The organism is Janthinobacterium sp. BJB446 (assembly GCF_002735655.1).
GTDB classification, from domain to species: domain Bacteria; phylum Pseudomonadota; class Gammaproteobacteria; order Burkholderiales; family Burkholderiaceae_D; genus Janthinobacterium; species Janthinobacterium lividum.
In genome coordinates this window covers 2,891,921-2,917,717 of the sequence record NZ_PDZK01000001.1, presented here as the reverse complement: position 1 = coordinate 2,917,717, position 25,797 = coordinate 2,891,921, and the positions used below count along the sequence as shown (strand labels likewise).

The 25,797-nt window shown below is 63.9% G+C and carries 25 protein-coding genes and 1 tRNA gene; 19 read left to right on the top strand and 7 right to left on the bottom strand.

What is annotated here, in order from left to right; genetic code table 11:
• Window positions 1-68: 68 nt before the first annotated feature.
• The 9 genes from hflX to CSQ92_RS12930 all read left to right on the top strand — a co-directional run bounded on the left by hflX (window position 69) and on the right by CSQ92_RS12930 (window position 8,634).
• Complete coding sequence (gene hflX, locus CSQ92_RS12970; protein ID WP_034752026.1) at window positions 69-1,292, top strand: GTPase HflX; 1,224 nt, start codon at window positions 69-71, stop codon at window positions 1,290-1,292.
• A gap of 2 nt (window positions 1,293-1,294) precedes the next feature.
• On the top strand, window positions 1,295-2,587 hold the full coding sequence (gene hflK / locus CSQ92_RS12965) for an FtsH protease activity modulator HflK (RefSeq protein ID WP_070254060.1): 1,293 nt from the start codon (window positions 1,295-1,297) through the stop codon (window positions 2,585-2,587).
• Complete coding sequence (hflC, locus tag CSQ92_RS12960; RefSeq protein WP_034789029.1) at window positions 2,587-3,474, top strand: protease modulator HflC; 888 nt, start codon at window positions 2,587-2,589, stop codon at window positions 3,472-3,474. Before hflK ends, hflC begins: the two co-directional genes overlap by 1 nt.
• 270 nt (window positions 3,475-3,744) lie before the next feature.
• Window positions 3,745-4,905 (top strand): ATP phosphoribosyltransferase regulatory subunit, encoded by a 1,161-nt coding sequence (locus CSQ92_RS12955; protein WP_099394301.1) that lies wholly within the window; start codon window positions 3,745-3,747, stop codon window positions 4,903-4,905.
• A 3-nt stretch (window positions 4,906-4,908) separates the two neighbouring features.
• Window positions 4,909-6,222: an adenylosuccinate synthase gene (locus tag CSQ92_RS12950; protein WP_034789024.1), complete on the top strand. Its 1,314-nt coding sequence runs from the start codon at window positions 4,909-4,911 to the stop codon at window positions 6,220-6,222.
• 66 nt (window positions 6,223-6,288) lie between these two features.
• Window positions 6,289-6,834 carry a phosphoribosyltransferase gene (locus CSQ92_RS12945; protein WP_034752020.1) on the top strand — a complete coding sequence of 182 codons (546 nt, stop codon included), beginning with the start codon at window positions 6,289-6,291 and terminating at the stop codon, window positions 6,832-6,834.
• Window positions 6,835-6,899: 65 nt separating this feature from the next.
• Complete coding sequence (locus CSQ92_RS12940) at window positions 6,900-7,409, top strand: GNAT family N-acetyltransferase (RefSeq protein WP_034789022.1); 510 nt, start codon at window positions 6,900-6,902, stop codon at window positions 7,407-7,409.
• Window positions 7,379-8,332, top strand: coding sequence for a WD40 repeat domain-containing protein (locus tag CSQ92_RS12935; RefSeq protein WP_180277005.1), 954 nt, complete (start codon window positions 7,379-7,381; stop codon window positions 8,330-8,332). Before CSQ92_RS12940 ends, CSQ92_RS12935 begins: the two co-directional genes overlap by 31 nt.
• The gene (locus CSQ92_RS12930; RefSeq protein ID WP_099394299.1) at window positions 8,329-8,634 is read left to right on the top strand and encodes an NIPSNAP family protein; all 306 of its coding nucleotides are present in this window, start codon (window positions 8,329-8,331) and stop codon (window positions 8,632-8,634) included. Before CSQ92_RS12935 ends, CSQ92_RS12930 begins: the two co-directional genes overlap by 4 nt.
• Before the next feature lie 19 nt (window positions 8,635-8,653).
• On the opposite strand, the gene CSQ92_RS12925 is transcribed toward CSQ92_RS12930, so the two are convergent.
• The 4 genes from CSQ92_RS12925 to CSQ92_RS12910 all read right to left on the bottom strand — a co-directional run bounded on the left by CSQ92_RS12925 (window position 8,654) and on the right by CSQ92_RS12910 (window position 12,754).
• A complete protein-coding gene (locus tag CSQ92_RS12925) occupies window positions 8,654-9,313 on the bottom strand; it encodes a glutathione S-transferase family protein (protein ID WP_099394298.1) in 660 nt (219 codons plus the stop codon).
• 119 nt (window positions 9,314-9,432) lie between these two features.
• Window positions 9,433-10,860, bottom strand: coding sequence for a Dyp-type peroxidase (locus CSQ92_RS12920; protein ID WP_099394297.1), 1,428 nt, complete (start codon window positions 10,858-10,860; stop codon window positions 9,433-9,435).
• 74 nt (window positions 10,861-10,934) lie between these two features.
• Window positions 10,935-11,399 carry a hypothetical protein gene (locus tag CSQ92_RS12915; protein WP_139179151.1) on the bottom strand — a complete coding sequence of 155 codons (465 nt, stop codon included), beginning with the start codon at window positions 11,397-11,399 and terminating at the stop codon, window positions 10,935-10,937.
• A gap of 293 nt (window positions 11,400-11,692) precedes the next feature.
• Window positions 11,693-12,754, bottom strand: coding sequence for an AI-2E family transporter (locus CSQ92_RS12910; protein WP_099394296.1), 1,062 nt, complete (start codon window positions 12,752-12,754; stop codon window positions 11,693-11,695).
• A 194-nt stretch (window positions 12,755-12,948) separates the two neighbouring features.
• On the opposite strand from CSQ92_RS12910, the gene CSQ92_RS12905 reads away from it, so the two are divergent.
• Window positions 12,949-13,575 carry a flavin reductase family protein gene (locus CSQ92_RS12905; protein WP_070282101.1) on the top strand — a complete coding sequence of 209 codons (627 nt, stop codon included), beginning with the start codon at window positions 12,949-12,951 and terminating at the stop codon, window positions 13,573-13,575.
• 8 nt (window positions 13,576-13,583) lie between these two features.
• On the opposite strand, the gene CSQ92_RS12900 is transcribed toward CSQ92_RS12905, so the two are convergent.
• On the bottom strand, window positions 13,584-14,396 hold the full coding sequence (locus CSQ92_RS12900; RefSeq protein WP_092606265.1) for a FadR/GntR family transcriptional regulator: 813 nt from the start codon (window positions 14,394-14,396) through the stop codon (window positions 13,584-13,586).
• A 190-nt stretch (window positions 14,397-14,586) separates the two neighbouring features.
• Here CSQ92_RS12900 and CSQ92_RS12895 point away from each other — a divergent pair, with 190 nt between their 5' ends.
• From CSQ92_RS12895 to denD, 6 genes are read left to right on the top strand one after another with little or no spacing between them, the layout of a single operon-like run.
• On the top strand, window positions 14,587-15,915 hold the full coding sequence (locus CSQ92_RS12895) for an MFS transporter (protein ID WP_099394295.1): 1,329 nt from the start codon (window positions 14,587-14,589) through the stop codon (window positions 15,913-15,915).
• Between the two features lie 14 nt (window positions 15,916-15,929).
• Window positions 15,930-16,829 (top strand): L-threonate dehydrogenase, encoded by a 900-nt coding sequence (gene ltnD / locus CSQ92_RS12890; protein ID WP_070282102.1) that lies wholly within the window; start codon window positions 15,930-15,932, stop codon window positions 16,827-16,829.
• A 20-nt stretch (window positions 16,830-16,849) separates the two neighbouring features.
• Window positions 16,850-18,151 carry a 3-oxo-tetronate kinase gene (gene otnK / locus CSQ92_RS12885; RefSeq protein WP_083299943.1) on the top strand — a complete coding sequence of 434 codons (1,302 nt, stop codon included), beginning with the start codon at window positions 16,850-16,852 and terminating at the stop codon, window positions 18,149-18,151.
• Entirely contained in the window at window positions 18,148-18,792 is a 645-nt protein-coding gene (otnC, locus tag CSQ92_RS12880; RefSeq protein ID WP_099394294.1) for a 3-oxo-tetronate 4-phosphate decarboxylase, read from the top strand. The genes otnK and otnC overlap by 4 nt, the downstream gene beginning before the upstream one ends.
• A gap of 20 nt (window positions 18,793-18,812) precedes the next feature.
• Window positions 18,813-19,604: a 2-oxo-tetronate isomerase gene (gene otnI, locus CSQ92_RS12875; protein ID WP_099394293.1), complete on the top strand. Its 792-nt coding sequence runs from the start codon at window positions 18,813-18,815 to the stop codon at window positions 19,602-19,604.
• A gap of 2 nt (window positions 19,605-19,606) precedes the next feature.
• Window positions 19,607-20,584 (top strand): D-erythronate dehydrogenase, encoded by a 978-nt coding sequence (gene denD, locus CSQ92_RS12870; RefSeq protein WP_099394292.1) that lies wholly within the window; start codon window positions 19,607-19,609, stop codon window positions 20,582-20,584.
• Here denD and CSQ92_RS12865 read toward each other — a convergent pair.
• Window positions 20,581-21,423, bottom strand: coding sequence for an AraC family transcriptional regulator (locus CSQ92_RS12865; RefSeq protein ID WP_257219204.1), 843 nt, complete (start codon window positions 21,421-21,423; stop codon window positions 20,581-20,583). The genes denD and CSQ92_RS12865 overlap by 4 nt on opposite strands.
• A gap of 56 nt (window positions 21,424-21,479) precedes the next feature.
• Here CSQ92_RS12865 and CSQ92_RS12860 point away from each other — a divergent pair, with 56 nt between their 5' ends.
• The gene (locus CSQ92_RS12860) at window positions 21,480-21,974 is read left to right on the top strand and encodes a DUF3224 domain-containing protein (protein ID WP_257219203.1); all 495 of its coding nucleotides are present in this window, start codon (window positions 21,480-21,482) and stop codon (window positions 21,972-21,974) included.
• Between the two features lie 191 nt (window positions 21,975-22,165).
• Here CSQ92_RS12860 and uvrB read toward each other — a convergent pair whose 3' ends face one another.
• The gene (gene uvrB / locus CSQ92_RS12855; protein WP_099394291.1) at window positions 22,166-24,253 is read right to left on the bottom strand and encodes an excinuclease ABC subunit UvrB; all 2,088 of its coding nucleotides are present in this window, start codon (window positions 24,251-24,253) and stop codon (window positions 22,166-22,168) included.
• Window positions 24,254-24,365: 112 nt separating this feature from the next.
• On the opposite strand from uvrB, the gene CSQ92_RS12850 reads away from it, so the two are divergent.
• Both CSQ92_RS12850 and CSQ92_RS12845 read left to right on the top strand, forming a co-directional pair.
• Window positions 24,366-25,580, top strand: coding sequence for an amino acid aminotransferase (locus CSQ92_RS12850; protein WP_180277004.1), 1,215 nt, complete (start codon window positions 24,366-24,368; stop codon window positions 25,578-25,580).
• Window positions 25,581-25,711: 131 nt separating this feature from the next.
• Window positions 25,712-25,787 (top strand) — tRNA-Asn (locus tag CSQ92_RS12845).
• Window positions 25,788-25,797: the final 10 nt, after the last annotated feature.

The following is a 25,797-nucleotide window of genomic DNA, read 5'->3' as shown; positions in this document are numbered from 1 at the left end:
GTCCGCGCCAGCGGCGCTGATGCGTTTGCATCGGCGTCGGCGTCCGCCGCAACTCATCAGATGCCATCATGCGCGCGGCACTAGTCGGGGTTGACTTCGGTCACAGCGACTTCGCCGCCAGCATGGAGGAACTCATGCTGTTGTCGCGTTCGGCTGGCGCGGACCCGATTTCCACCATCACGGCCAAGCGATCCAGTCCCGATTCCGCGTATTTCGTCGGCAGCGGCAAGGCCGATGAAATTGGCGACGTCGTCGTCAACGATGGCCTGGAAATCGTCATTTTCAACCATGCCCTCTCACCTGCCCAGCAGCGCAATCTGGAAAAGCGCCTGAATGTGCGCGTGCTCGACCGTACCAGCCTGATCCTCGACATCTTCGCGCAACGCGCCAAGAGCCACGAGGGCAAGCTGCAAGTCGAGCTGGCCCAGCTGCAGCATCTGGCCACGCGCCTGATCCGCGGCTGGACCCACCTTGAGCGGCAAAAGGGCGGTATCGGCTTGCGCGGTCCCGGCGAGACGCAGCTCGAGACCGACCGCCGGCTGATCGGCGACCGCGTCAAGGCCTTGCGCGCCCGTCTGGAAAAGCTGCACAAGCAGCGCGAAACGCAGCGCCGCGCGCGCGGCCGCAATCACACATTCTCGGTGTCCCTGGTCGGCTATACCAATGCCGGCAAGTCGACCCTGTTCAATGCCGTGACCAAGGCCGGCGTGTATGTCGCCGACCAGTTGTTCGCCACCCTCGACACCACCTCGCGCCGGGTTTACCTGGGCCAGGAAGTGGGTAACGTGGTGATCTCCGACACGGTCGGCTTCGTGCGCGAACTGCCGCACCAGCTGGTGGCGGCATTCCGCGCCACGCTTGAAGAAACCATCCATGCCGATTTGCTGCTGCATGTCGTCGACGCCGCGTCGCCGGTGCGCATGGAACAGATCGAGCAGGTCAACCTGGTCTTGAAAGAGATCGGCGCCGATCATATTCCGCAAATCCTCGTGTGGAACAAGATCGATGCGGCCGGGCTGGAGCCTTCGGTGGAGCGCGACGAATATGCTACGATCAGTCGCGTGTTCGTCAGTGCGCAGAAGGGCAGCGGGCTCGACCTGCTGCGCGATGCGATAGTCGAGATGGCCAGGAAGGCGCCCGGTTCGGCCCACCTGTACCAGAACGATGAAGCACCGCAGGAAGATCAGTTTGACGGTCAGTACGACCAGCACGATGGCGCCGCCCCGGACCAGGACGAAGAGCCTGGCGAGGACGATAGGATTTCCACCCACTCCCAAGTCGGAACACGATAGTTATGCTTGTCTCCCTACTCAAAAAAACAGGCTTGAAGTTGTCCCTGAACGATCCCCGCTGGGGCAATCGCAAGGACGACGGCAAGAAAGCCCAAGAAGGCAAAAAGCCCGGCGAAGGTCCGCCGGACCTCGATCAGTTGTGGCGCGATTTCAATCAGCGCCTGAACGCCTTTTTCGGACAGAAGAACCGTCCCGACAACGGCGGCAATAACAACGGTGGCGGCGGTGGCCCGCGTCCCGACATGAAGGGCGCCGGCATCACCGCCGGCGTGGTCGGCGTGATCGCCGTCTTCATCTGGCTCGCCAGCGGCGCCTTCATCGTGCAAGAGGGCCAGAACGGCGTCGTGCTCACGTTCGGCAAGTACAGCCACACCACGCCGGCCGGTTTCAACTGGCGCTGGCCGTACCCGTTCCAGACCGACGAAACCGTCAACGTGTCGCAGGTGCGCACGGTGGAAGTGGGTTACCGCCAGTCGCTGCGCAACAAGCAGGCCAGCGAGTCGCTGATGCTGACGGACGATGAAAACATCATCGATATCCAGTTCGCGGTGCAATACACCCTGAAAGATCCCGTGGCGTGGCTGTTCAACACGCGCGACCAGGAAGACACCCTGCGCCAGGTCGCCGAAACGGCGATCCGCGAAGTCGTCGGCCGCAGCAAGATGGACTTCGTGCTGTACGAGGGCCGCGAAAAGGTGGCGTACGATACGCAGCAGCTGATGCAGCAGATTCTCGACCGCTACAAGGTCGGCGCCGTCATCACCAACGTGACGATGCAGGCCGTGCAGCCGCCGGAGCAGGTGCAAGCCGCCTTTGACGATGCCGTCAAGGCAGGCCAGGACCGCGAGCGCCAGAAGAATGAAGGCCAGGCTTACGCCAACGACGTCATTCCAAAAGCCCGCGGCGCCGCATTCCGCCTGATGGAGGAAGCGGCCGCGTACAGCGCGATGGTGACCGAGAACGCCGCCGGTAATGCTTCGCGCTTCAAGCAGGTGCTGGTCGAGTACCAGAAGGCGCCGGTTGTCACGCGCGACCGCATGTACCTCGAAACGATGCAGCAAGTGTTCAGCAGTGCCAGCAAGGTCATGGTTGACGCGAAGACGGGCAGCAATCTGCTGTACCTGCCGCTCGACAAGCTGATCGCCCAGACGGCTGCCACCGATGCCGCCGCTGCCGCCGCCCGTGCTGCCGCGACACCCGCAGCCAACACCGTTTTGCCACAGGAAGCCATGCCGACAGTAGAAGTCAATACGCGCCGCGACAGCCGCTCTTCGCGTGAACGGGAGAGCCGCTAATGAACCGTATCGTAGCCGCCCTGATCGCGGGCTTTATCGCGATCATGCTCTTGTCCTCGACCGTGTTCGTGGTCGACCAGCGTAAGTATGCGGTCGTCTTCGCCCTCGGTGAAGTCAAGGAAGTCATCAGCACGCCGGGCCTGTATTTCAAGCTGCCGCCGCCGTTCCAGAACGTGCTGTACCTGGACAAGCGCATCCTGACCCTGGATACGCCGGAACCGGAACGCTTCATCACGGCCGAAAAGAAGAACATCCTCGTCGACGCGTATGTGAAGTGGCGCATCGCCGACCCGCGGCTGTATTTCCGCAGCTTTGGCGGCGATGAAAAGCCGGCCCGCAACCGCATGTCGCAAATCGTCAAGGCAGCGCTGAACGATGAAATCACCAAGCGCACCGTGCGCGAAGTGATCTCGGGCCAGCGCGGCAAGGTGATGGAAGCGATCCTGGCGAAGGTCTCGGCGGAAGCCAAGGCCATCGGCGTGGAAATCGTCGACGTGCGCCTGAAACGCGTCGACTACGTCGAGCAGATCAACAACTCCGTGTACGAGCGCATGAAGTCCGAGCGCGTGCGCGTGGCCAATGAGCTGCGTTCGACCGGTTCGGCCGACTCCGAGAAAATCCGCGCCGACGCCGACAAGCAGCGCACGGTGATCCTGGCCGAAGCGTATCGCGAAGCCGAGAAGATCCGCGGCGAGGGCGATGCCAAGGCATCGCAGATCTATGCGGAAGCGTTTGGCAGGAATCCGGAGTTCTACAAGTTTTACCGTAGCCTGGAAGCCTACCGCGCCACGTTCAAGGACAAGGGCGACGTGATGGTGGTCGATCCGAGTTCGGAATTCTTCAAGTACTTCAAGGGCGGCGGCGCAGCCGGTTCGGCCAAGAAGTAAGGCAGTATCCAGACTGCGCCCGGCCGCAAGGACGGGTGCGGCAGCAGCGGGGCCGGCATCAATGCCGGCCCCGTTTTTTTGTGCCCGGCACGCTGTTGCGGGAAGGCGTAAAATGCGGTGTTTTTAGGGCTGTGCGGCAGCGTTTCGGACAACTTATCCCTAAAGGCCCGTGTTTTCGCGTAAAATATCAGGTTCGGCCTCTTGCCTGGCGCGCCTGCCGCTGCCTCGCATGATGCATTTTTTCAACTTTCTTCCGTATCTCGCTCCCTCATGCCGAATTGGCTTTTGCCCGAAAATATTGCCGATGTTCTGCCGTCGGAAGCGCGCAAGATCGAAGAGCTGCGCCGCCTCATGCTGGATAATTTCCGTCTGTACGGATATGAACTGGTGATGCCGCCGCTGCTCGAGTATCTGGAATCGCTGATGACTGGCGCTGGCAAGGATACCGACCTGCGCACGTTCAAACTGGTCGACCAGCTGTCGGGCCGCATGCTCGGCCTGCGCGCCGACATGACGACGCAAGTGGCGCGCATCGACGCGCACCTGCTCAACCGTGCCACCGTCACCCGCCTGTGCTACGCCGGCAGCGTGCTGCATACCCGTCCGTCGGGCCTGCACGCCACCCGCGAGCCGCTGCAGATCGGCGCCGAAATCTATGGCCACGCCGGCCTGGAAGCGGATGCCGAGATCCAGGAACTGGCGCTCGCTTCGCTGGCACTGGCCGGATTCGACGCGGTACGCCTGGATTTGTCGCACGTCGGCCTGTTGCGCGCTATCATTGCGCAAGACGCCAATGCCGAGCGCGACGAAGCTGCGCTGTACGCCCTGCTGCGCGCGAAAGATGCGCCGGGCCTGCGCGCTCTCACGGCCGGCTATGACGCCGTGACGCGCGATGCGCTGCTGGCCTTGCCGAACCTGTACGGCGACATCGACGTGCTGGCGCGTGCGCGCGAAGTGCTGCCGCCGCTGCCGGGCGTGCTCAAGGCGCTGGCCGAACTGGCCGCGCTGGCAGGATCCGCGCTGGGCCGCGCCGAAGTGGCGATCGACCTGGCCGACCTGCGCGGCTACCAATATGAAAGTGGCGCGATGTTTGCGCTGTATGTACCTGGCTTGCCGAACGCGGTTGCGCGCGGCGGCCGTTATGACCACGTCGGCGAAGCGTTCGGCCGGGCTCGTCCCGCGACCGGCTTCTCGCTCGATTTGCGCGAACTGGCGCGCCTGTTGCCGACCGCGGAACGGAAGCATTCGATCCGCGCGCCGTGGGGCAGCGCGCCAGAATTGAAGGAAAAAATCGCCGAGTTGCGCAAGGCGGGCGAGGTCGTGATCCAGAGTATGCCGGGTCACAGTAATGAACAAGACGAGTTCGAGTGCGATCGCGTGCTGGTACTTGCCGATAATGGTAGTAGCTGGATTCTTAAAAACTTAGGTTGAGTGATGTCAAAGAAAATTATGGCAAAGAACGTTGTTGTCATCGGCACCCAATGGGGCGATGAAGGTAAAGGCAAGATCGTCGATTGGTTGACCGATCACGCCCAAGGTGTGGTGCGCTTCCAGGGCGGCCACAATGCAGGCCACACGCTGGTCATCGGTGGCGTGAAAACCGCGCTGCAGCTGATCCCGTCGGGCATCATGCGTCCAGGCGTCGCCTGCTACATCGGTAACGGCGTGGTCGTTTCCGTGCCGGACGTGCTGCGCGAAATCGACAAGCTGGAAGCCGTCGGCGTCGAAGTCGCCTCGCGCCTGAAAGTGTCGGACGCCGCACCGGTGATCCTGCCTTACCACTCAGCACTCGACCTGGCGCGTGAAGCTGCGCGCGGCGCGGCCAAGATCGGCACCACCGGCAAGGGCATCGGCCCGGCCTACGAAGACAAGGTGGCGCGCCGCGCCATCCGCGTCGCCGACCTGCTGAACGAGAGCCGTTTCGCTGAAAAACTGGCGGAAAACCTCGATTACCACAACTTCGTGCTGGAGCACTACCTGAAAGCTCCGCGCATCGATTACCAGAAGACCCTCGACGACGCGTTGGCCTATGTGCCGCGCCTGCGCCCAATGGTCACCGACGTGTCGAGCGCGCTGTACAAGGCGCACAAGGCTGGCGCGAACCTGCTGTTCGAAGGCGCACAGGGTTCCCTGCTCGACGTCGACCACGGCACCTATCCGTTCGTCACCTCGTCGAACTGCGTGGCCGGCAATGCCGCCGCCGGTTCGGGCGTCGGTCCTGGCATGCTGCACTACATCCTGGGCATCACCAAGGCGTACACGACGCGCGTCGGCTCCGGCCCGTTCCCGTCGGAACTGCCAACGGATGCGGGCGTCGGCCACCACCTGGCGCAAGTCGGCCATGAATTCGGCACCGTGACGGGCCGCGCCCGCCGCTGCGGCTGGTTCGACGCTGCCTTGCTGCGCCGCTCCGTACAGATCAACGGCGTGACGGGCATGTGCCTGACCAAGCTGGACGTACTGGATGGTATCGAAACGCTGAAACTGTGCACCGGCTACACCATCGACGGCGTGGCCACGGACATCTTCCCATCGGGCGCCGAAGAAGCCGCCCGTTGCGTACCGGTGTACGAAGAGATGCCAGGCTGGACGGAAAGCACGGTCGGCGCGAAATCGCTGGCGGCCCTGCCGGCAACGGCGCGCGCTTACATCAAGCGCATCGAAGAACTGGTCGGCGTGCCGGTGGACATGGTTTCGACCGGTCCGGATCGTGAAGAAACGATCGTGCTGCGCCACCCATTCGAGTAAGCTGCTGGACACAATCCGCCGCAAGGCGGATTTTTTTAATCACGCTAATAATAAGATTCCACTATCATGACTACCCCACAATCGAACGATCAACATCTCTGGGTCAACTGGGAAGAATACCACCGCCTGATCGAGCGCCTGGCGCTCAAGGTCTACGAATCGGGCTGGAAATTCGACCAGGTATTGTGCCTGGCGCGCGGCGGAGTGCGTCCTGGCGACGTGTTCTCGCGCATTTTTGATTTGCCGTTGGCCATCCTGTCGACCAGCTCCTACCGCGAAGACGCGGGCACGGTGCGCGGCGACCTCGATATCGCCAAGTACATGACCATGACCAAGGGCCCGCTGGCTGGCCGCATCCTGCTGGTCGACGACCTGGCCGATTCCGGCGTCACCCTGGACAAGGTCACGCGTCACCTGAAGGAAAACTTCCCTGACGTGACCGAAGTCAAATCGGCCGTGATCTGGCTGAAAGGCTGCTCCGTCGTGCGTCCTGACTACTTCCTGGACGAACTGCCGCACAATCCGTGGATCCACCAGCCGTTCGAAGACTACGACGGCCTGCGTCCGCACCAGCTGGCGGCGTGGATCAAGAAGGGCGAAGCAGGCAAGTAATCGCGTGTGCGCTTGCAAAAAAAAGACGATCGTGTATCGTCTTTTTTTTCGTCCAAGGAAATGCCATGACCATACTGACGACGGCGCGCCTGCGCCTTGAACCGATCACCGAGCAGCACTACGAGCGCATGCGCACCCTCAACACGGATCCCGAGGTGATGACCTATCTGAATGCGGGCCAGCCCGAGACGGAAGAAAATACGCGCGCGGCCGTCACGCGCATCACGGGCCGCTGGGCCGAGTGGGGCTATTCGTGGTGGGCGCTGATACGCCTCGATGATGGCGAGATGGTGGGCATGGCCTGCCTGCAGCATCTCGATGGCGACAAGACTAAACCGCATGAAATCGGCTGGCGCCTGGCGCGTACAGGCTGGGGCCAGGGCTATGCCAGCGAGGCGGCTGCCGCCATCGTCGCGCACGCGTTTGACGTCGTCGGCGCGCCCGCAGTGGTGGCCGTGGCCCACCCGGACAATGCCGCCTCGATCAAGGTCATGACGCGCCTGGGCATGCAATACGTGGGCATGGGGCGCCATTACGACCTCGATTGCGTCGTGTACCGGCTGGCGCGCCCGTGACGGCGACGCGCAAGCCCATGAAGCTGGGCTGCAGCTACGGCGTGCAGTTTTCACCCGATGGCACGCGCCTGGCCGTGCTGGGGCGCGACCTGGTGCTGTGGGACGTACCGGCACGACAGAAACTGTGGCGCGGCAAATTCATCGCGCACATGTCGGGCATGGCCTTCTCGCCCGACGGCAGCCGGCTCGCCATCAAGAGCACGACGGGCCAGCTGGCCGTGGTGGATGCCAATGCGGGACAATTGCTGTTCAATTTCCAGAACAGGAAGGATGGCGAAGGCTGCGGCCCCGCGTGGTCGCCGTGCGGCCGGTATCTGGTCGATGGCGGCTGGGATGGCCGCCTGCGGGTGCGCGACGCGCAGACGGGCGAGGCGCTTTTCACGCAAGCGCACCCGGGCGAGATGCTGCGCGGCATGTGGGCTATCGATGGCGGCCGGCGTTTGCTGCTCCTGCATGGCGTCAAATCGGTGGAAGAGGGGCAAGTGCAGCCGCCCGACTATTGCAGCGTGTGGGACTGGCCGCTGCAGGCGGGCGCCGGCCGCGTGGTGCTGTCGCTGCCGAAGCTGGCGTCGTGCGCGCCGTCGCCCGATGGCATGCTCCTGGCAGTGCTGCATTACGCTGACGGCCAAGAGTCACTGTCCGTGCATGCGCTGGACGATGGCCGCCGGCTGGCCACGGTGGCCGTGGAGGCGGGCGGCGGCACGGGCGACGCCTTGCGCTGGCTGCCCGACGGCAGTGCGCTGGGGCGCATCGGCAAGGGCAAGCTGCTGTTTTACGCCTGGCCGGGACTCGGCGTGCTTGCCGAACACGCCGTTGCCTATCCTTGCGCGCTGGACTTCTTGCCTGGCACGCCACTGGCCGCCATCGGCTCCTGGGAAGCGGGCATGCTGATGGAACTGAAGTTACAAAAGGAAGACTCATGATCACCTGCTACCTGCGCTACATCATCGATCCGTACAAACTGAAGGAATTCGAAACCTACGGCAAGCTGTGGATACCGCTGGTCGAACGTTTCGGCGGCCAGCACCACGGCTACTTTTTACCCTCCGAAGGCGCCAGCAACGTGGCGCTGGCCATGTTCTCGTTCCCCAGCCTGGCCCTGTACGAGCAGTACCGCAGCGACTCGATACAGGACGCCGAATGCCAGGCCGCCTTCCGCTACGCCGAGGAGACGCGCTGCATCGTCAGCTACGAGCGCAGTTTTTTCCGCCCCGTGTTTGCCTGAACAGGTTTACTGAACAAGCTCAGTCGCGCTGCGGTGCGCCCAGGGGGAAGAGGTGGCGGTATGGGCGCGCTTCTTCCACCGCGCGGGAGAACGATGGGCGGGCCAGCAGGCGCGCGCGGTAGGCGCGCAGCAGGGGCAGCGTTGCGGGAATCGGCTGGGTCCAATCCGCATAGAACAGCGCGGGGGCGGCGGCGCAGTCGGCCAGGCTGAAGTGGTCGCCGGCGGCCCACGTCTTGCCGGCCAGGCGCTCTTCCAGCCAGGCGTAGGCGAGGTCCAGCTTTTCGCCGGCAAACGCGCGGCCTTCCCTTGTCTTCACCGGGTCGCCGGTCAGGGCGGCGCCGACGGCATGCTGCACGGGTGTCATGACATGCAGGTCGAAATAGCGGTCGAGAAAACGCACGTCCAGCGCCTGCATCGGATCGTCCGGCAGCAGGCGCAGCGGGCCGGGATGGGCCAGTTGCAGGTATTCGATGATGATGCTGGTCTCGGCGACGTTGCGCTCGCCGTCCACCAGCAGCGGAAACTTGCGCAGCGGCCAGCGTTCCAGCCATTGCTGCAGGTGCTGCGGCATGTCCGGCGCCAGGCAGCGGAAGGAGAACGGGATGGCGTTCTCGTACAGCGCGATGAGCACCTTCTGCGTGTACGAGGAAAAGGGATGGCCGTAGAGTATCAGCGACACGGTGGGAACTCCTGTCATTGTGAAAGGTTGGCAACACGCGCGTGTGCCAACGATAGTGCAATGACAGGATCAATGCAAGCGGTCCGCGCCGTTCCCGCTTGCCTTCGTGGCGCGCCCGCCTAGCCGAGGTTCGCCAGGTAGCGCAATCCCGTGATGCTGGGGAAGAAGCAATACACGCCGCCACGCGTGATGACACTGCGCGAGAAATGCTGCAGTTCGGTATTGCCGCTTCCCTTGGCGCCCACGCCGGGCAAGGTGAAGGAACTGACGGCGGGGTCGTTGATGCCCAGGAATACGTCCTGGCCGCTGATGTTGAACGTGGCATCGCCCGCCTTGGGACCGGCCGGGCCGACGGCCGATTTGACGAAGGCATCGTCATTGTTCCATTGCTTCATCAGGAATTCGAACTGATTGCGCAAGCTGGCATTGATGAAATAGCCGACCAGGCCGCGCCGCTCTGCGATGGGCGCTGCCGGATCATATTCGCTGCCGTAGGGCATGGCGCGCCGCACGATGCGGTGGTGGCGGGCGGAGGCGCCCACGACGGCTTCGTCGCGCGGATTATTGCGCCGGATGTGCGCGCCGATCGGGCATTTCAGGCCCAGCGTGTCATCGAGGTCCGGCTGTCCATCGACATAGTGAAAGCGGTTCAGGCTGGCGTCTGGCAGCACGGGCCCGGCCTCGTCCGGCCTGAGCACGAGCGGATTGCCGTTGCGCCAGCGCCCGCACATCTTGGCGGCCACCATTTCGGTCGTGAGTCCTGAACTGGCCGCGCCCTGGCTCAGGATGCTGTCGAACAGGGGCAAGTCCTGCTCCAGGATGCGGAAGGCGGCATAACTGCCATTGGTGGATAGCTGCGGCGGCTGCACCTGGTAGGTGCCGCCGTTTTCATTCGGATAGCCGAGCAGGAATTCCCCCGTCTTCACGCTGTTGAGCGGGTCAGGGTCGTGTTCGCGCTTGCGCTGCGGGGCGCCATCGACGTCGGGCTGGGCGATGCTGTCGCGGTAGCCGAAATGCACGCGGTTGTCTGGCAGGGCCACGCCGTCATGCGCATACAGTTCGCGCCAGCCCGCGGCAAAGGCGCGGCGTAGTGTGGCCGAGGTCGCCTGTAGCACTTCCGTCGATTCGCTGACCCACAGGCTCAGCAGCGCATGCACCTGGCCATGCTGGGTAGCCGGCCCCAGGTTGCCGAGCCAGTGCTCGGGGGCGCTGTCGCCTACGTCGCCCACGGCAGTGACGCTGGCCGGATCGGCCGCGCCCCGTTGAAATGCCTGGTCAAAGGTGGTCAGGTCGGTCGCGGCAACGCCCAGCGCCGACAGGCCGGGAGCGGTAAAGCTGAGATTCAGGAAGCAGGGCGGCTTGGGGTGGATGTGCCGCGCGGTGGTAATGGACGGCAAGCCGTCGCTGCCGTCGAGCAGAGCCGCGATGGTGCGCCGTGCCTGCGCCGCATCCGTGATGCTGAAGATGAAATGGCGCGCCAGGTTGACGCGGTAGCCGCGCAGGATCGTGCCTTGCACGTCGTCGTAATCGATGGTGGAATCGGCCATGCTGTCTCCGGGGGCTGGGGTGGTGGCTGGCAGGGTGGTGGGGCCGCTTGCGCAGCCCCGGCGTGGCTTTCGGCTCAGGTTCGGAATGCGGCGATGATTTTCTGGACGGTCTGTGGATAGGCGCTATACAGGCCGTTATTGGGCACGTGCTGCGCGGCGTCGTTGGCCGTGATGAAGGCTTCAAATGCGGCCACATGGTTGGCAACAGGAATCAGCGCCTTGCCGCCCACGACAAATTGCAGCAGCGCGTCGAACACCTCGCCCAGTTTGCCCACGAAATCTTCGATGTAGTCGTTGAAGTTGCCGTCATACTCGGTGATCACGCCGATGATCAGGCTATCGGAAGTGCCTGCCGATTGAATGTTGGGCAGCAGATTGGGCTGGGAGCGGTCCAGCAGGGTGAAGCGGGCAAAGTGCACGGTACCGATCTCGGTGAGGGCGGCATTGATCTTTGCCTGGAATTCCACCAATGTTGCGGCGATGGCGGTCGGATTGGTGCCGGGTAGCGCCGGCATCATTAAGCACAGTGGATTTGCCATGGGAGGCTCCTCATTACGTGGTTGTCGGGAGGACCGACACTACGCCGCGGCGCCCACTGCGTCAAAAGCTATATTTTCGCATTTGTTGCTAAATGCGCACTATTGCAACATGATAGTCGATATGAAATCCGGTCTCATGTGGATAGTTGCCGAGGCTGGCCAGCGCAGGCGGACACTCTGCCGCCGTGCTGTTCCAGCCTGTTTCGGGAAGCGCAAGGGGCGCCGCCGGCAAGCCGGGTTCCGTCGCCATTATTTTTGCAGGATGGGACGCTGACGCTCCCGATTGCCACGCCTCAATCCTCGGCCTGGAATTCGCTGGCCGAGACGAACAGATCCCACGAGGCGATGAACAGGGCCGCCACCACGGGGCCGATGACGAAGCCGTTCAGGCCAAACAGGGCCATGCCGCCCACGGTCGACAGCAGCACCACGTAGTCGGGCATCTTGGTGTCCTTGCCGACCAGGATGGGGCGCAGCACGTTGTCGACTAGGCCGATGACGAAGACGCCGAAGGCGGCCAGGCCTGCGCCTTGCCAGATGGCGCCCGTGGCCAGGAAGTAGACGGCCACGGGCGCCCAGACGAGGGCGGCGCCGACGGCCGGCAGCAGCGACAGGAAGGCCATCAGCACGGCCCACAGCAGGGGTGCGGGCACGTCCAGGAACCAGAACGCCAGGCCGCCGAGGGCGCCCTGGGCGATCGCCACGAGGATGTTGCCTTTCACCGTGGCGCGGATCACCGTGGTGAAATTGGTGAACAGGCGCTGCTTGTATTTGCGGCTCAGCGGCACGGCGCCCTTGATACGGGCTGACAGGGCGGAGCCATCGCGCATGAGGAAAAACAGCAGGTACAGCATGATGCACAGGCTGGTGAGGAATTCAAACGTGTACAGGCCCACATTGATGGCTTTCACGGCCACCACCTGGCTCACCTGCGTGGCGCCCTCGGCCAGCTTGTCCTGCAGGCTGGCCAGGCTGGACAGGTGGAAGCGCTCGAGCAAGTTGATCAGCCATTGCGGCAGCACTGCCATGATTTTATCGAAGAACATGGCGACCGTGATTTCGCCCGAACGCACCATTTCCACGACGCTGGCCGCCTGGTTCACCAGCGACACGGAAATGAGCGACAGCGGCAGGATCACGATGACGACGATGAGCAGCAAGGTCAGCAGCGACGCCAGGCCGGCACGGCCCCTGGTTTTCCGCAGCAGCCAGCGGTACACGGGCGCGAACAGGATCGCCAGGATGACGCCCCAGAAGATGGCGCCCGCATACGGCGCCAGTATCCAGCCGAAGCCGATGGTGACGATGCTCAGGAGGAGCAAGAACACTTTCTGGTGCAGCGTGAGTGTATGCATGGGCGGTAGCGGAATGATAATGGTTGAGTTGTGCCATCATAAGCGAGGCCAAGGGCCGTGTGCTACACAATTGTGGTGCTGCGTGCGCGAGCGCACCTGGCGGCGGGCTGGCAACACGGTAGCGGCAAATCCAGTAAGCTGTCGCTCCAGGCGTTCCATCCCGGGCGCCTTTGACTTGGACTTCAGGAACGCGCGTGGCCGACAACATTCACTTTTATGAACCTGCACAGGGCCACGGCCTGCCGCATGATCCCTTCAACGCCATCGTGGGGCCGCGGCCCATCGGCTGGATCGCTTCGCGCAGCGGCGAGGGCGTGCTCAACCTGGCGCCGTACAGCTTTTTCAATGCCTTCAATTACCACCCGCCGCTGATCGGTTTTTCCAGCATCGGCCGCAAGGATACCTTGCGCAATATCGAGCAGACGGGTGAATTCGTGTGGAACCTGGCAACCCGGCCGCTGGCCGAGGCGATGAATGCCAGCTGCGCGCCGGCGCCGCCCGAGGTCGATGAATTCGCGCTGGCCGGCCTGACGCCGGCCGCCTCGCGCATCGTGAATGTGCCGCGCGTGGCCGAAAGCCCCGTGTCCTTCGAATGCCGGCGCACGCAGATCATCGAGCTGCAGGGCGTCAATGGCGCTGGTGTCGGCAGCTGGCTGGTGCTGGGGGAAGTGGTGGGCGTACATATCGCGCGCCACCTGCTGACCGATGGCGTGTACGACACGGCGGCAGCGGCGCCGATATTGCGCGGCGGCGGTCCGGCCGATTATTTCGAGATCGGACCGGACAGCCTGTTCCACATGCGCCGGCCCAGCTATCCCTGAGCCAGGATTTATTTCTGCATGATGGGATCGCGTCCCAGGGTGCGGGCCAGCGCGCCGCCGTCGCCGCGCCAGAATTCACGGTCGGCCAGGCGCACGCGTTCGGCCGCATGCTGCATGTGTTCCATGGCCGCCTGGCGCGCCCGCTGCGGGTCGCCGTCGGCAATCGCCTGCACGATCTTTTCATGTTCGCGCCGCACTTCGATGGAAAAGTCCGTGCGCCGCGCTTCATTCGCGCGCGTCACCTTGACGGCCGAGCGGATCGGGTCGGCGAACATGGCAACAAACTTCGGCCAGTAAGGGTTGCCCGTCGCCTCGGCGATGCACAGGTGCAGGCGCACGTCTTCTTCCACGCCATCGACGCCGGCCGCCACGGCTTCCTCGATGCGCCGCAGCGCGTGCTCGATGTCGGCCAGCTGGCCCGGCGTGCGCCGCACGGCTGCCAGCGCGGCGATTTCCGCTTCCAGTCCCTGGCGCACTTCGATCAGGTTCAGCAGCGATTGCACCGATTGCTCCGTCAGCGCATCGCCCCGTTCCCCGGCCTTCGCGCCATCCTGCGCGCAGACGAACGTGCCGCTGCCCTTGCGTGTGACGAGGATGCCGTCCGCCTGCAGCAGGGCGATGGCTTCGCGCAGCACCGTGCGGCTGACGCCAAAGTGGCTGGCCATGGCTTGCTCCGACGGCAAACGCGTGCCGCCGGCCAGGCCATCGTGGTGGAGCTGCTGGCGCAGCCGTGCCGCCACGCGCGCACCCAGGGTGCCGGTCGTGAAGCTGCCCGCGGCGGGCTCCGGCGGGGGAAGGGTGAAGCTGAACGTGCGGTCCATCGGGTGCATCCTTGCGCTAACGGTTTTCAAATGGGGATTGCCTGCTTGCCATTATATGGAATATACAGCTTGACACACATAAAACACACACATAATATACATCCATACAAATTTTAGACAAGTTGCCAGCCACCACCGGTGGACCATAAAAACCCGGCACGGTCGATCCCCCAGTGATCAGGAGACAAGCATGGAAGTGTCACAGACAATGCCGGGCCAGCCGGCCGGCGCGGCCGCAAGCCAGAAAACCATCGATGACGCCGTCTACCGCAAGGTGACCTGGCGCATCATTCCCTTCCTCATGCTGTGCTACATCGTCGCTTACCTCGACCGTGTGAACGTGGGCTTCGCCAAGCTGCAAATGCTGGCCGACCTGCAGTTTTCCGAAACCGTGTATGGCCTGGGTGCGGGCGTGTTCTTCCTTGGCTACTTCCTGTTCGAGGTGCCCAGCAATGTGATGCTGCACAAGATCGGCGCGCGCGTGTGGATCGCCCGCATCATGATCACCTGGGCCATCATCTCGGGCGCCTTCATGTTCGTCACCACGCCAACCCAGTTCTACGTCATGCGCTTCCTGCTCGGCATCGCCGAAGCGGGCTTTTCCCCCGGCATCATCCTGTATCTGACCTACTGGTATCCGTCCGAGCGCCGCGCGCGCATGGTGTGCACCTTCATGGCCGCCATTCCCGTGGCGGGCCTGATCGGCGGCCCCCTGTCGGGCTGGATCATGGAAACCTTCGCCGGCTGGCACGGTTATGCGGGCTGGCAGTGGATGTTCGTGCTCGAAGCGATTCCCGCCGCGCTGATGGGCGTGGCCGTGCTGCTGTACCTCGATAACAGCATCCGCGCCGCGAAGTGGCTTACGGAAGATGAAAAAGTCATCCTCGAACAGCGCATCGCCACGGAAGCGCAGGGCAAGGTCTCGCACCCGTCGATCCGCGCCATGTTTGCCGACCCGCGCATCTGGGTCATGGCCTTGATCTATTTCTGCTGCGTGATGGGCCAGTATTCGCTGACCTTCTGGCTGCCCAGCCTGATCAAGGCGGCCGGCGTGACGGGCGTGCTCAATATCGGTCTCTTTACGGCGATCCCCTACTCGGTAGCCGTGGCCTCGATGATACTGCTGGGCCGCAGTTCGGACAAATACCGCGAACGCCGCTGGCACATGGCCATCCCGCTCGTGGTGGGCGCCGCCGCCATCGTCTGCAGCGCGCTGGCCGGCGCCCACAACACGGGCTGGGCCATCTTCTTCCTGACGATCGCCGCCGGCGGCATCCTCGCCGCCTCGCCCATGTTCTGGAGCTTGCCGACGGCCTTCCTCGGTGGCGTCTCGGCCGCTGCCGGCATCGCCGCCATCAACTCGGTGGGCAACCTGGCAGGCTTCGCGGCGCCGTACATGATCGGTTCGATCAAGGACCTGACACAGTCGACCGACATCGCCATCTACCTGCTGGCCGGCATCCTGGTGATTGGCGCCATCATCATCATGCGCGTGCCGGCCAAGCTGGTGAACAAATAAAACTGGAGTAGAAGATGAACGTAGCAATCAAAAAAGTGGGCGTGATCGGCCTGGGCGCCATGGGCATGGGCATCGCGCAATCGTTGCTGCGCGCGGGCTTCGACGTGCATGCCTGCGACGTGCGTCCGGAAACCGTGCAGACGCTGGCCGGCCAGGGCGCCCATGCGGCGCAGTCTCCCGCCGCGCTGGCGGCGCAGGTGCAAGCTTTGCTGATCGTTGTCGTCAATGCGCAGCAGACGGAGGCCGTGCTGTTTGGCGAACACGGCGCGGCGGCCAGCCTGGCGCCGGGCAGCGTGGTGATCGCCTGCGCCACCGTGGCGCCCGAGTTTGCCGAGGCGCTGGGCGCGCGTCTGGCGGCCATGGGGCTGCGCTTCATCGACGCGCCCATTTCCGGCGGCGCGGCCAAGGCGGCTGCCGGCGAGATGTCGGTGATGGCGGCCGGCGCGCCCGATGCGTTCGACGCTTGCGCCGGGATTTTCGACGCCATCTGTGCAAAGCTGTACCGTCTGGGCGAACAGCCGGGGCAGGGTTCGAAAGTCAAGATGATCAACCAGTTGCTGGCCGGCGTGCACATTGCCGCCGCCGCCGAAGCGATGGCGCTGGGCCTGCGCGCGGGCTGCGATCCGGACGCCCTGTACGAAGTCATTTCGAACAGCGCCGGCAGTTCCTGGATGTTCCAGAACCGGGTGCCGCATATTTTGAAAGGCGATTACGCGCCGCTGTCGGCCGTGAATATCTTCGTCAAGGATTTGGGCATCGTGCTCGATTACGCGAAAAAAAGCGTGTTCCCGCTGCCCCTGTCGGCCACGGCGCACCAGATGTTCATGCAGGCGTCGGCGGCAGGCTTTGGCGGCGAGGACGACTCGGCCGTCATCAAGACTTTCCCGGGCATCGATCTGCCGGCGAAAGCGTAACTGAATAAAAAGGAACAATCATGACCGTACTACTGGGATGTATCGCCGACGATTTCACGGGTGGCACCGACCTGGCCGGCATGCTGGTCAAGGCCGGCATGCGCACGGTGCAGCTGATCGGCGTGCCGCAAGGTCCGCCGCCAGCCGATGTCGACGCCGTCGTCATCGCCCTCAAGTCGCGCACGAATGCGCCCGAGGAGGCGGTGGCTGAATCGCTGGCCGCGCTGGCCTGGCTGCAGCAAGCCGGATGCAGGCAGTTTTACTTCAAGTACTGCTCCACGTTCGACTCCACGCCGCGCGGCAATATCGGCCCCGTGGCCGAGGCACTGATGCGGGCGCTCGACACGGATTTTACGATTGCCTGCCCGGCGTTCCCCGCCAACGGCCGCACCATCTACAAGGGCAACCTGTTCGTCGGCGACGTGCCGCTGGCCGAATCTGGCATGCGCGACCATCCATTGACGCCGATGACGGATTCTAACCTGGTACGCGTGCTGCAGCAGCAGGTGCAAGCCAAGGTAGGCCTGGCCGATTTCTCCGTGGTGGAGAAGGGCGCCGCCGCCATCGCCCAGCGATTTACGGACTTGCGCGGCCAGGGCTGCCATTTCGCCGTCGTCGATGCCGTCTCGAACCGCGACCTGGAAGCCATCGGCGCCGCCTGCGCGGACCTGAAACTGATCACGGGCGGCTCCGGCATCGCCCTGGGACTGCCACAGAATTTCCGCCAGCGGGGCCAGTTGGCGCCATCGCCTGCGGGCCAGGCGGGACGTTTGCCGCCACCGACGGGCTTGCGTGCCGTGATCTCGGGCAGCTGCTCCGTGGCCACGCAGCAGCAGGTGGCGCACTTGCGCGAACTGGCGCCATCGTTCCACGTCGACCCTTTGCAGCTGGCGGCCGGTGGCGAGGTGGTCGACGCCGTCGTGGAGCAAGCCCTGGCCTGGGCCGGCGCGCACCTGGCGCAAGGCCCGGTGCTGATCTACGCCACGGCCACGCCGGACGCCGTGCGCGCCGTGCAGGCGCAACTGGGCGTGGAGCGGGCCGGCGCCCTCGTCGAGGAAACCCTGGCCGCCATCGCGCAGGGGCTGGTGCGCCTCGGCGTGGGCCAGCTGATCGTCGCTGGCGGCGAAACGTCGGGCGCGGTAGTAAAAGCGCTGGGCGTGGCGGGTTTGCGCATCGGGCCCGAGATCGATCCCGGCGTGCCGTGGACGCAAGCCTTGCCGGCGCTGGGCGAAGATGGCGCGGCGCCGTTGGCGCTGGCCCTCAAGTCCGGCAATTTCGGCACGGTGGATTTCTTCAGCAAGGCCTGGCAGGTGCTGGCATGAGCACCACGGAATCGCGCCAGCGCGAGCTGATCGTCGACTTCGGCAAGTCGCTGTTCGAGCGGGGCTTGACGGCCGGCAGCAGCGGCAACCTGAGCGTGCGCCTGTCCGACGGCTGGCTGCTTACGCCAACGAATGCCAGCCTGGGGCGGCTCGATCCGGCGCAATTGTCAAAGCTGGACTGGGACGGCAACTTGATCAGCGGCGCACCGCCGTCAAAAGAGGCATTCCTGCACCGCGCCATGTATGCGGAGCGGGGCAGTGCCGGTGCCATCGTGCATTTGCACTCGACGCATTCGGCGGCCGTGTCGTGCATGTGCGGCTTGAACCATGACGACTGCATTCCACCCCTGACGCCATATTTTGTGATGAAGGTGGGGCGCTTGCCCCTGGTGCCGTATCACCGGCCGGGCGACCCGGCGCTGGCGGGCGCGATTGGCGCCATGGCGCGCAAGCATTCGGCCGTGCTGCTGGCCAATCACGGTCCCGTCGTCTCTGGCACGAGCCTGGAAGCGGCCGTGTATGCGGCCGAGGAACTGGAAGAGACGGCCAAGCTGTTCCTGCTGCTGCGCGACGTGCCCACGCGCCCGCTCGACGCGGCGCAGATCGCCGACCTGAAGCACACGTTCAAACTCGAACTATAAGATTCCCAAGGAGATACCGCATGCCTCGCTTTGCCGCCAACCTGACCATGATGTTCAATGAAGTACCCTTCCCGCAGCGCTTTGCCGCCGCCGCGCAAGCGGGTTTCCAGGGCGTCGAATTTCTGTTCCCTTACGATTACGCGCCGCAGGAAGTCGCGGGATGGCTGCGCGAGCACGGCTTGCAGAACGTGCTGTTCAACCTGCCGCCGGGCGACTGGGCGGCCGGTGAGCGGGGCATCGCTTCGCTGCCGGGCCGCGAAGCGGAATTCCGCGCTGGCGTGGCGCGCGCCATCGAATACGCGCTGGCGCTGGGCACCCCGCGCGTGCACATGATGGCGGGCTTGCTGCCCGTAGGCGACGACCTTGCCCTGCACCGCGCCACCTACCTGGCCAATCTGCAGTACGCGGCCAGGGCCGTGGGCGAGCATGGCATCGAGCTCTTGATCGAACCGATCAACGGACGCGACATGCCCGGCTACTTCCTCGTCACGCAGGCGCAGGGCCATGCGCTGCGCCTGGAGTCGGGTGCGGCCAACGTCAAGGTACAGATGGATTTTTATCACACGCAGATCGTCGAAGGCGATATCGCCATGACGTTCAGGAACAACTTCGATGGCATCGGCCATGTGCAGATCGCCAGCGTCCCGGCCCGCAATGAACCGGACGATGGCGAAGTCAATTACCCGTATTTATTCACGCTGCTGGATGACCTGGGCTACGAGGGCTGGATCGGCTGCGAATACCGTCCGCGCGGGCGCACCGAAGATGGCCTGGGCTGGCTCGCCGCTTACAACAACAAACAAGGAGCATGAAGATGAAAGTACTCATTACCGGCGGCGCCGGTTTCCTGGGGCAGCGCCTGGCGCGCCAGTTGCTGGCGCAAGGCCAGCTGACGGACAGCCAGGGCCAGTTGCAAACGATCAGCGAGCTGGTATTGGTCGACGTGGTGGCTGCGCATGACTTCAACGATGCGCGCGTAACAGTGGTCACGGGCGACATCGCCGACGGTGCCCTGATGCGCGCCACCATCGATGCGCAGACAAGCTCGATCTTCCACATGGCCGCCATCGTCAGCGGCCAGGCGGAAGCCGATTTCGAGCTGGGCATGCGCATCAACCTCGATGCGTCGCGTTTGCTGCTCGATATCTGCCGCGAACTGGGACACAAGCCGAAAGTGGTGTTTACCAGTTCCGTGGCCGTCTACGGCGGCAAGCTGCCGGACGTGGTGCAGGATACGACGGCGTTGAACCCGCAGTCGTCATACGGCGCGCAAAAGGCCATCGGCGAACTGCTGCTCAACGATTACAGCCGCCGCGGCTTTGTCGATGGCCGCGTGCTGCGCTTGCCCACCATCAGCGTGCGTCCCGGCAAACCGAACAAGGCGGCGTCGTCGTTCGCCAGCGGCATCATCCGCGAACCCTTGAATGGCGAGGCGGCCGTCTGCCCCGTGCCCACCGACCTGCGTCTGTGGCTGCTGTCGCCGCGCGGCGCCATCGCTTCCCTGATCGCCGGCCATGAATTGGCGGGCGAGGCGTTTGGCGCCAGCCGCACGGTGAACTTGCCGGGCTTGAGCGTGAGCGTGGGCGAAATGATCGCCGCACTCGAAGCCGTGGCCGGCAGCGAAGTGGCGGCCCGCATCAGCTACGCGCCCGATCCCGCCGTCGAGCGCATCGTCAAGAGCTGGCCCGGCGCCTGGGATACGGCACGGGCCGAAGCGCTGGGTTTGACGGCCGATGCGGATTTCGCCGCCATCATCCGTGCGTATGTCGACGACATGAAAGCGGCCGGCTAGGCGACTGTCGCCAGCTGCGAGCGGCGATAGTCGAGCGGCGTACTGCCCACCAGTTCCGCAAAACTGCGGCTGAAATGGGCCTGGTCAAAAAAGCCCAGTTCATGCGCCAGGCTGGCCAGGTCGGGCGCATGGGGCTGCGCCAGGCGCCAGATCGCTTCCTGCAGGCGGTAGCGCTGGATCACCCATTTCGGCGGCACGCCCACGTAGTTGGCGAACAGGCGCTGCAGCCGGCGTTCGCCGATGGCCATCTTTTCGCACAACCGCGCCACGCTCGCCGGGCCGTTGCGGGCCGCCGCCGCGGCAGTCAGCCTGGCGGCCAGCAGGGCGGCGTCATCGACTTGCGGCAGCCTTGCCTGCAGCAGCGCCTGTGCCTGCGCCACCATGGCCGTATCGCCGGCTTGCCGCAGTACCAGCGCCTCGGCTTGCGCAGCCGGCATGTCCAGCAGGGCATCGGCGGCGATGGTCGTATCGGTGAACGACGATAAGGGCTGAGTGATGAACGGGCGCAGGCCGCCCGGCGCAAAACGCACGCCCAGCACCTTGCCTGCACCAATCAAGGGCCTGTCAAAGGCGCCGCGCACCACGCCATGGATGGCGGTGCGCCCAAGCTCGAAAACCAGGTGGGCGTTCGGGTAGGGCAGCACGCGCTGCGTCTGCGGCGCGCAGCCCCGCCTGTCCCATTCCACGACCCAGAAGTACTCGACGAACGGCGCCAGCGCGCCAGCCGGCGGATAGGTCGCCAGCCGTATGCGGCGCGCCGCTGCCTTCGGGTCGACGATGCCTTTCGGCGCCTGGCCGCGCGCGGCGAGCACATTGCGCGTGCTGTCGGTTTTATCCAATATTTGTCTCCTGCGCTGCCTTAAGCTGGTTCTCTCGCATCGATTGAAAGGGACTCATGAAATCACACAGCTTGCCGGGCCTGGTGCTGGCCGCATGTTGTCTATCGGTGGCGCCAGCCGGCGCCGCCTCGTTTGCAGAAGGGGATCATCGCATGCATGTGCACGCCACAGGAAGTTTCAGCATCACCATGACGCCATCCGCGGCGCCGCAGCGCTCCGGGCGCACGACCTTGGGCAAGGTACTGCTCGACAAAGTCTATGCCGGCGACCTGGTCGCCACTGCCACGGGCGAGATGCTCAATGCCGTCACCGAGACCAAGGGCGCGGCCGCTTATGTCGCCATGGAAGCCATCACGGGCGTCCTGCAGGGCAGGGAAGGCAGCTTCGTGGCGCAGCATGCGGGCACGATGGCCGATGGCAAGCAGCAGCTGTCCATCGTGATCGTGCCGCATTCCGGCACGGGGCAGCTGACGGGCATCAGCGGCACGCTGGCCATCCGCATCGTCAACGGCCAGCATTTCTACGACATCGATTATTCGCTGCCGGAGTAGGGCAAACCCATGGGCAGCAATCCTGTACTCGCTGGTACGGTCAAGCCACAGCCCAGGACTTCGTGCCGAGCGGCTTTTCAAGTAGGTAGGATTAGCGGCAAGGCCGCGTAATCCGACACCACCACCAGCGCCAACAATGTTGTCGGATTACGGCCCGCAGGGCCTAATCCGACCTACGCATGGCGTGGTATTCATTTGCCCAGGATCGACGCCACATTGTCGGTGCCGGGCGCGCCGAACAGCTGCTGCTTGAGGACGTGCAGCTGGTCGCGCACCTGCGCCGCCTTTTCGAACTCCAGGTTCTTGGCGTGGTCGACCATCAGTTTTTCCAGGCGCTTGATTTCCTTGCTGACCTGTTTCTCGCTCATGGCTTCGAACTTGGCCGCTTCCTGCGCCACTTGCAGGGTTTCGCGCGCTTCCTGCGGGCTGTAGACGCCGTCGATCATTTCGCGGATCGATTTCTTCACGCCGATCGGGATGATGTTGTTGGCCGTATTGAAGGCGATCTGCTTGGCGCGGCGGCGTTCCGTCTCGTCGATGGCGCGGCGCATGGAGTCCGTGATGCGGTCGCCGTACAGGATCGCCGTGCCGTTCAGGTTGCGCGCGGCGCGGCCGATGGTCTGGATCAGGCTGCGCTCGGAGCGCAAGAAGCCTTCCTTATCCGCGTCGAGGATGGCGACCAGCGACACTTCCGGCAAGTCGAGGCCTTCGCGCAGCAGATTGATCCCCACCAGCACGTCGAAGGTGCCCAGGCGCAGGTCGCGCAGGATTTCCACGCGCTCCACCGTCTCGATATCGCTGTGCAGGTAGCGCACCTTGATGCCATGGTCGCCCAGGTATTCCGTCAATTGTTCCGACATGCGCTTGGTCAGGGTCGTCACCAGCACGCGCTCGTCCTTCTTGATGCGCTCGACGATTTCCGACATCAGGTCGTCCACCTGGCTGCTGGCGGGGCGCACGATGATCTGCGGGTCGACCAGACCGGTCGGGCGCACGACCTGCTCGACCACCTGGTCGGAATGGCTCTTTTCGTATTCGGCGGGCGTGGCCGAGACGAATACGGTCTGGCGCATCTTCTGTTCGAATTCCTCGAATTTCAAGGGCCGGTTGTCGAGTGCCGACGGCAGGCGGAAGCCGTAGTCGACCAGATTCGTCTTGCGCGAACGGTCGCCGTTGTACATGGCGCTCAGCTGGCCCGTCAGCACGTGCGACTCGTCGAGGAACATCAGGGCGTCGGGCGGCAGGTAGTCGACCAGGGTCGGCGGCGGCTCGCCCGGCAGCGCGCCGGACAGGTGGCGCGAGTAGTTCTCGATACCCTTCGTGAAACCGATTTCCGCCATCATTTCCAGGTCGAAGCGCGTGCGCTGCTCCAGCCGCTGCTCTTCGATCAGTTTATTTTCCTTGCGGAAGAACTCGAGGCGCTCGCGCAGCTCGTCCTTGATGGTCTCGACGGCGCGCAGCACGGTGGAGCGGGGCGTCACGTAGTGCGAGCCCGGGTACACGGTGAAGCGGGGGATTTTCTGGCGCACTCTGCCCGTCAGCGGGTCGAACAGCTGGATCGATTCGATCTCGTCGTCGAACATTTCCAGGCGCACGGCCAGCTCCGCATGCTCGGCGGGGAAGATGTCGATGGTATCGCCGCGCACGCGGAAGGTGCCGCGGCCGAAGTCGACTTCATTGCGCGTGTACTGCATCTGGATCAGGCGCGCGATGACGTCGCGCTGCGCGACCCTGTCCTTGACGCGCAAGGTCAGGATCATCTGGTGGTACTCGTTCGGATTGCCGATACCGTAGATGGCCGAGACGGTGGCGACGATGATGACGTCGCGCCGCTCCATCAGCGACTTGGTGCACGACAGGCGCATCTGCTCGATATGTTCGTTGATCGACGAGTCCTTTTCGATGAACAGGTCGCGCTGCGGCACGTAGGCTTCCGGCTGGTAGTAGTCGTAGTAGCTGACGAAGTACTCGACGGAGTTTTGCGGGAAAAAGTCGCGGAATTCGCTGTACAGCTGCGCCGCCAGGGTCTTGTTCGGCGCGAAGACGATGGCCGGCCGGCCCATGCGCGCGATGACGTTGGCCATGGTGTAGGTCTTGCCCGAACCGGTCACGCCCAGCAGGGTCTGGAAGGCCAGTCCGTCGGCAATCCCCTCTGACAGCTGGTCGATTGCCGTGGGCTGGTCACCGGCCGGAGGGAAGGGCTGGTGCAGCTTGAAGGGGGAGTCCGGGAAAGAGATAATTGCGCTTTCCGCCTCGCTGGCGGTAGATAATTCGGGCATGTGAATCAGACCTTTGTTAGAATAGTGCTCTGCTGGCGGCCCTGGCGTTGTATTTTGGGGCGCTGTCTACAACTCCGCTGTGAACCTGCTTCCAATCGAATCCAATCTTATCATGACGAACCCAACTGTTTCTGCCAGTCTGTTTAGCGCCATCGAGATGGCCCCACGCGACCCGATCCTGGGCATCACCGAAGCATTTAACGCGGACCAGAATCCCGCCAAAATCAATCTGGGCGTTGGCGTCTATTATGACGACAACGGCAAGGTGCCTCTGTTAGCTTGCGTACGCAAGGCAGAAGCCATCCTGATCGAACAGGCGGCGCCACGCACCTATCTGCCGATCGAAGGCCTCGCTGCCTACGACAAGGCGGTGCAAGAACTCGTATTTGGCGCCGATAGCGCCGTAATTCAAGAGCGCCGCGCCGTGACCGTGCAAGCCATCGGCGGCACGGGCGCATTGAAGATCGGTGCCGACTTCCTGCAGCGCTTCGCGCCGGGTGCCCAGGTCTACATCAGCGACCCAAGCTGGGAAAACCACCGCGCGCTGTTTGAAAACGCCGGTTTCGTCGTGAATAACTACACCTATTACGATGCCACCACCCATGGCGTGAACTTCGACGGCATGCTGGCCAGCCTGAACGCCATGCCAGCCGGCTCCATCGTCGTGCTGCACGCCTGCTGCCACAACCCGACCGGCGCCGACCTGAGCGTAGCCCAGTGGGATCAGATCATCAGCGTGGTGACCTCGCGCGGCCTGGTGCCGTTCCTGGACATGGCGTATCAAGGCTTCGCCAACGGCATCGCCGAAGATGGCGCCGTGGTGCGCCGCTTCGCCGACGCGGGCGGCCCGCTGCTGGTATCGAACTCGTTCTCGAAATCGTTCTCGCTGTACGGCGAGCGCGTGGGCGCCCTCAGCGTCGTCGCCGCCAGCGCCGATGAAGCGGCCCGCCTGCTGTCGCAGCTGAAGCGCGTCGTGCGCACCAACTACTCGAACCCGCCAGTACACGGCGGCAAGGTGGTCGCCACCGTCCTGGCCACGCCGGAACTGCGCCAGTTGTGGGAAGAGGAACTGGCCGGCATGCGCGTGCGCATCCGCGAAATGCGCAATGCCTTCGTGGAAAAGCTGAAAGCCAAGGCGCCAGGCCACGACTTCGAATTCGTGCGTCAGCAAATCGGCATGTTCTCGTACTCCGGTCTCACCAAGGAGCAGGTGGCGTCGCTGCGCGAGCAGTCGATCTACGCCGTCGACACGGGCCGTATTTGCGTAGCAGCATTGAATTCGCGCAATATCGACATCGTTATTGACGCGATCGCCAAAGTGCTTTAAGATCTTGCTTCTTCGGCGCTGCATGCAAGTGCGGCGCTGATGGCGGTAGAAAGTCGGCGATAGCCGTGTTTGTGTAGATGCAGTATCAGTCTTGCAAATATGGAACAAGCGACATATAATATTGCCTCTTTTCCCTGATAGCTCAGTTGGTAGAGCGACGGACTGTTAATCCGCAGGTCCCTGGTTCGAGTCCAGGTCGGGGAGCCAGAATTCGGAA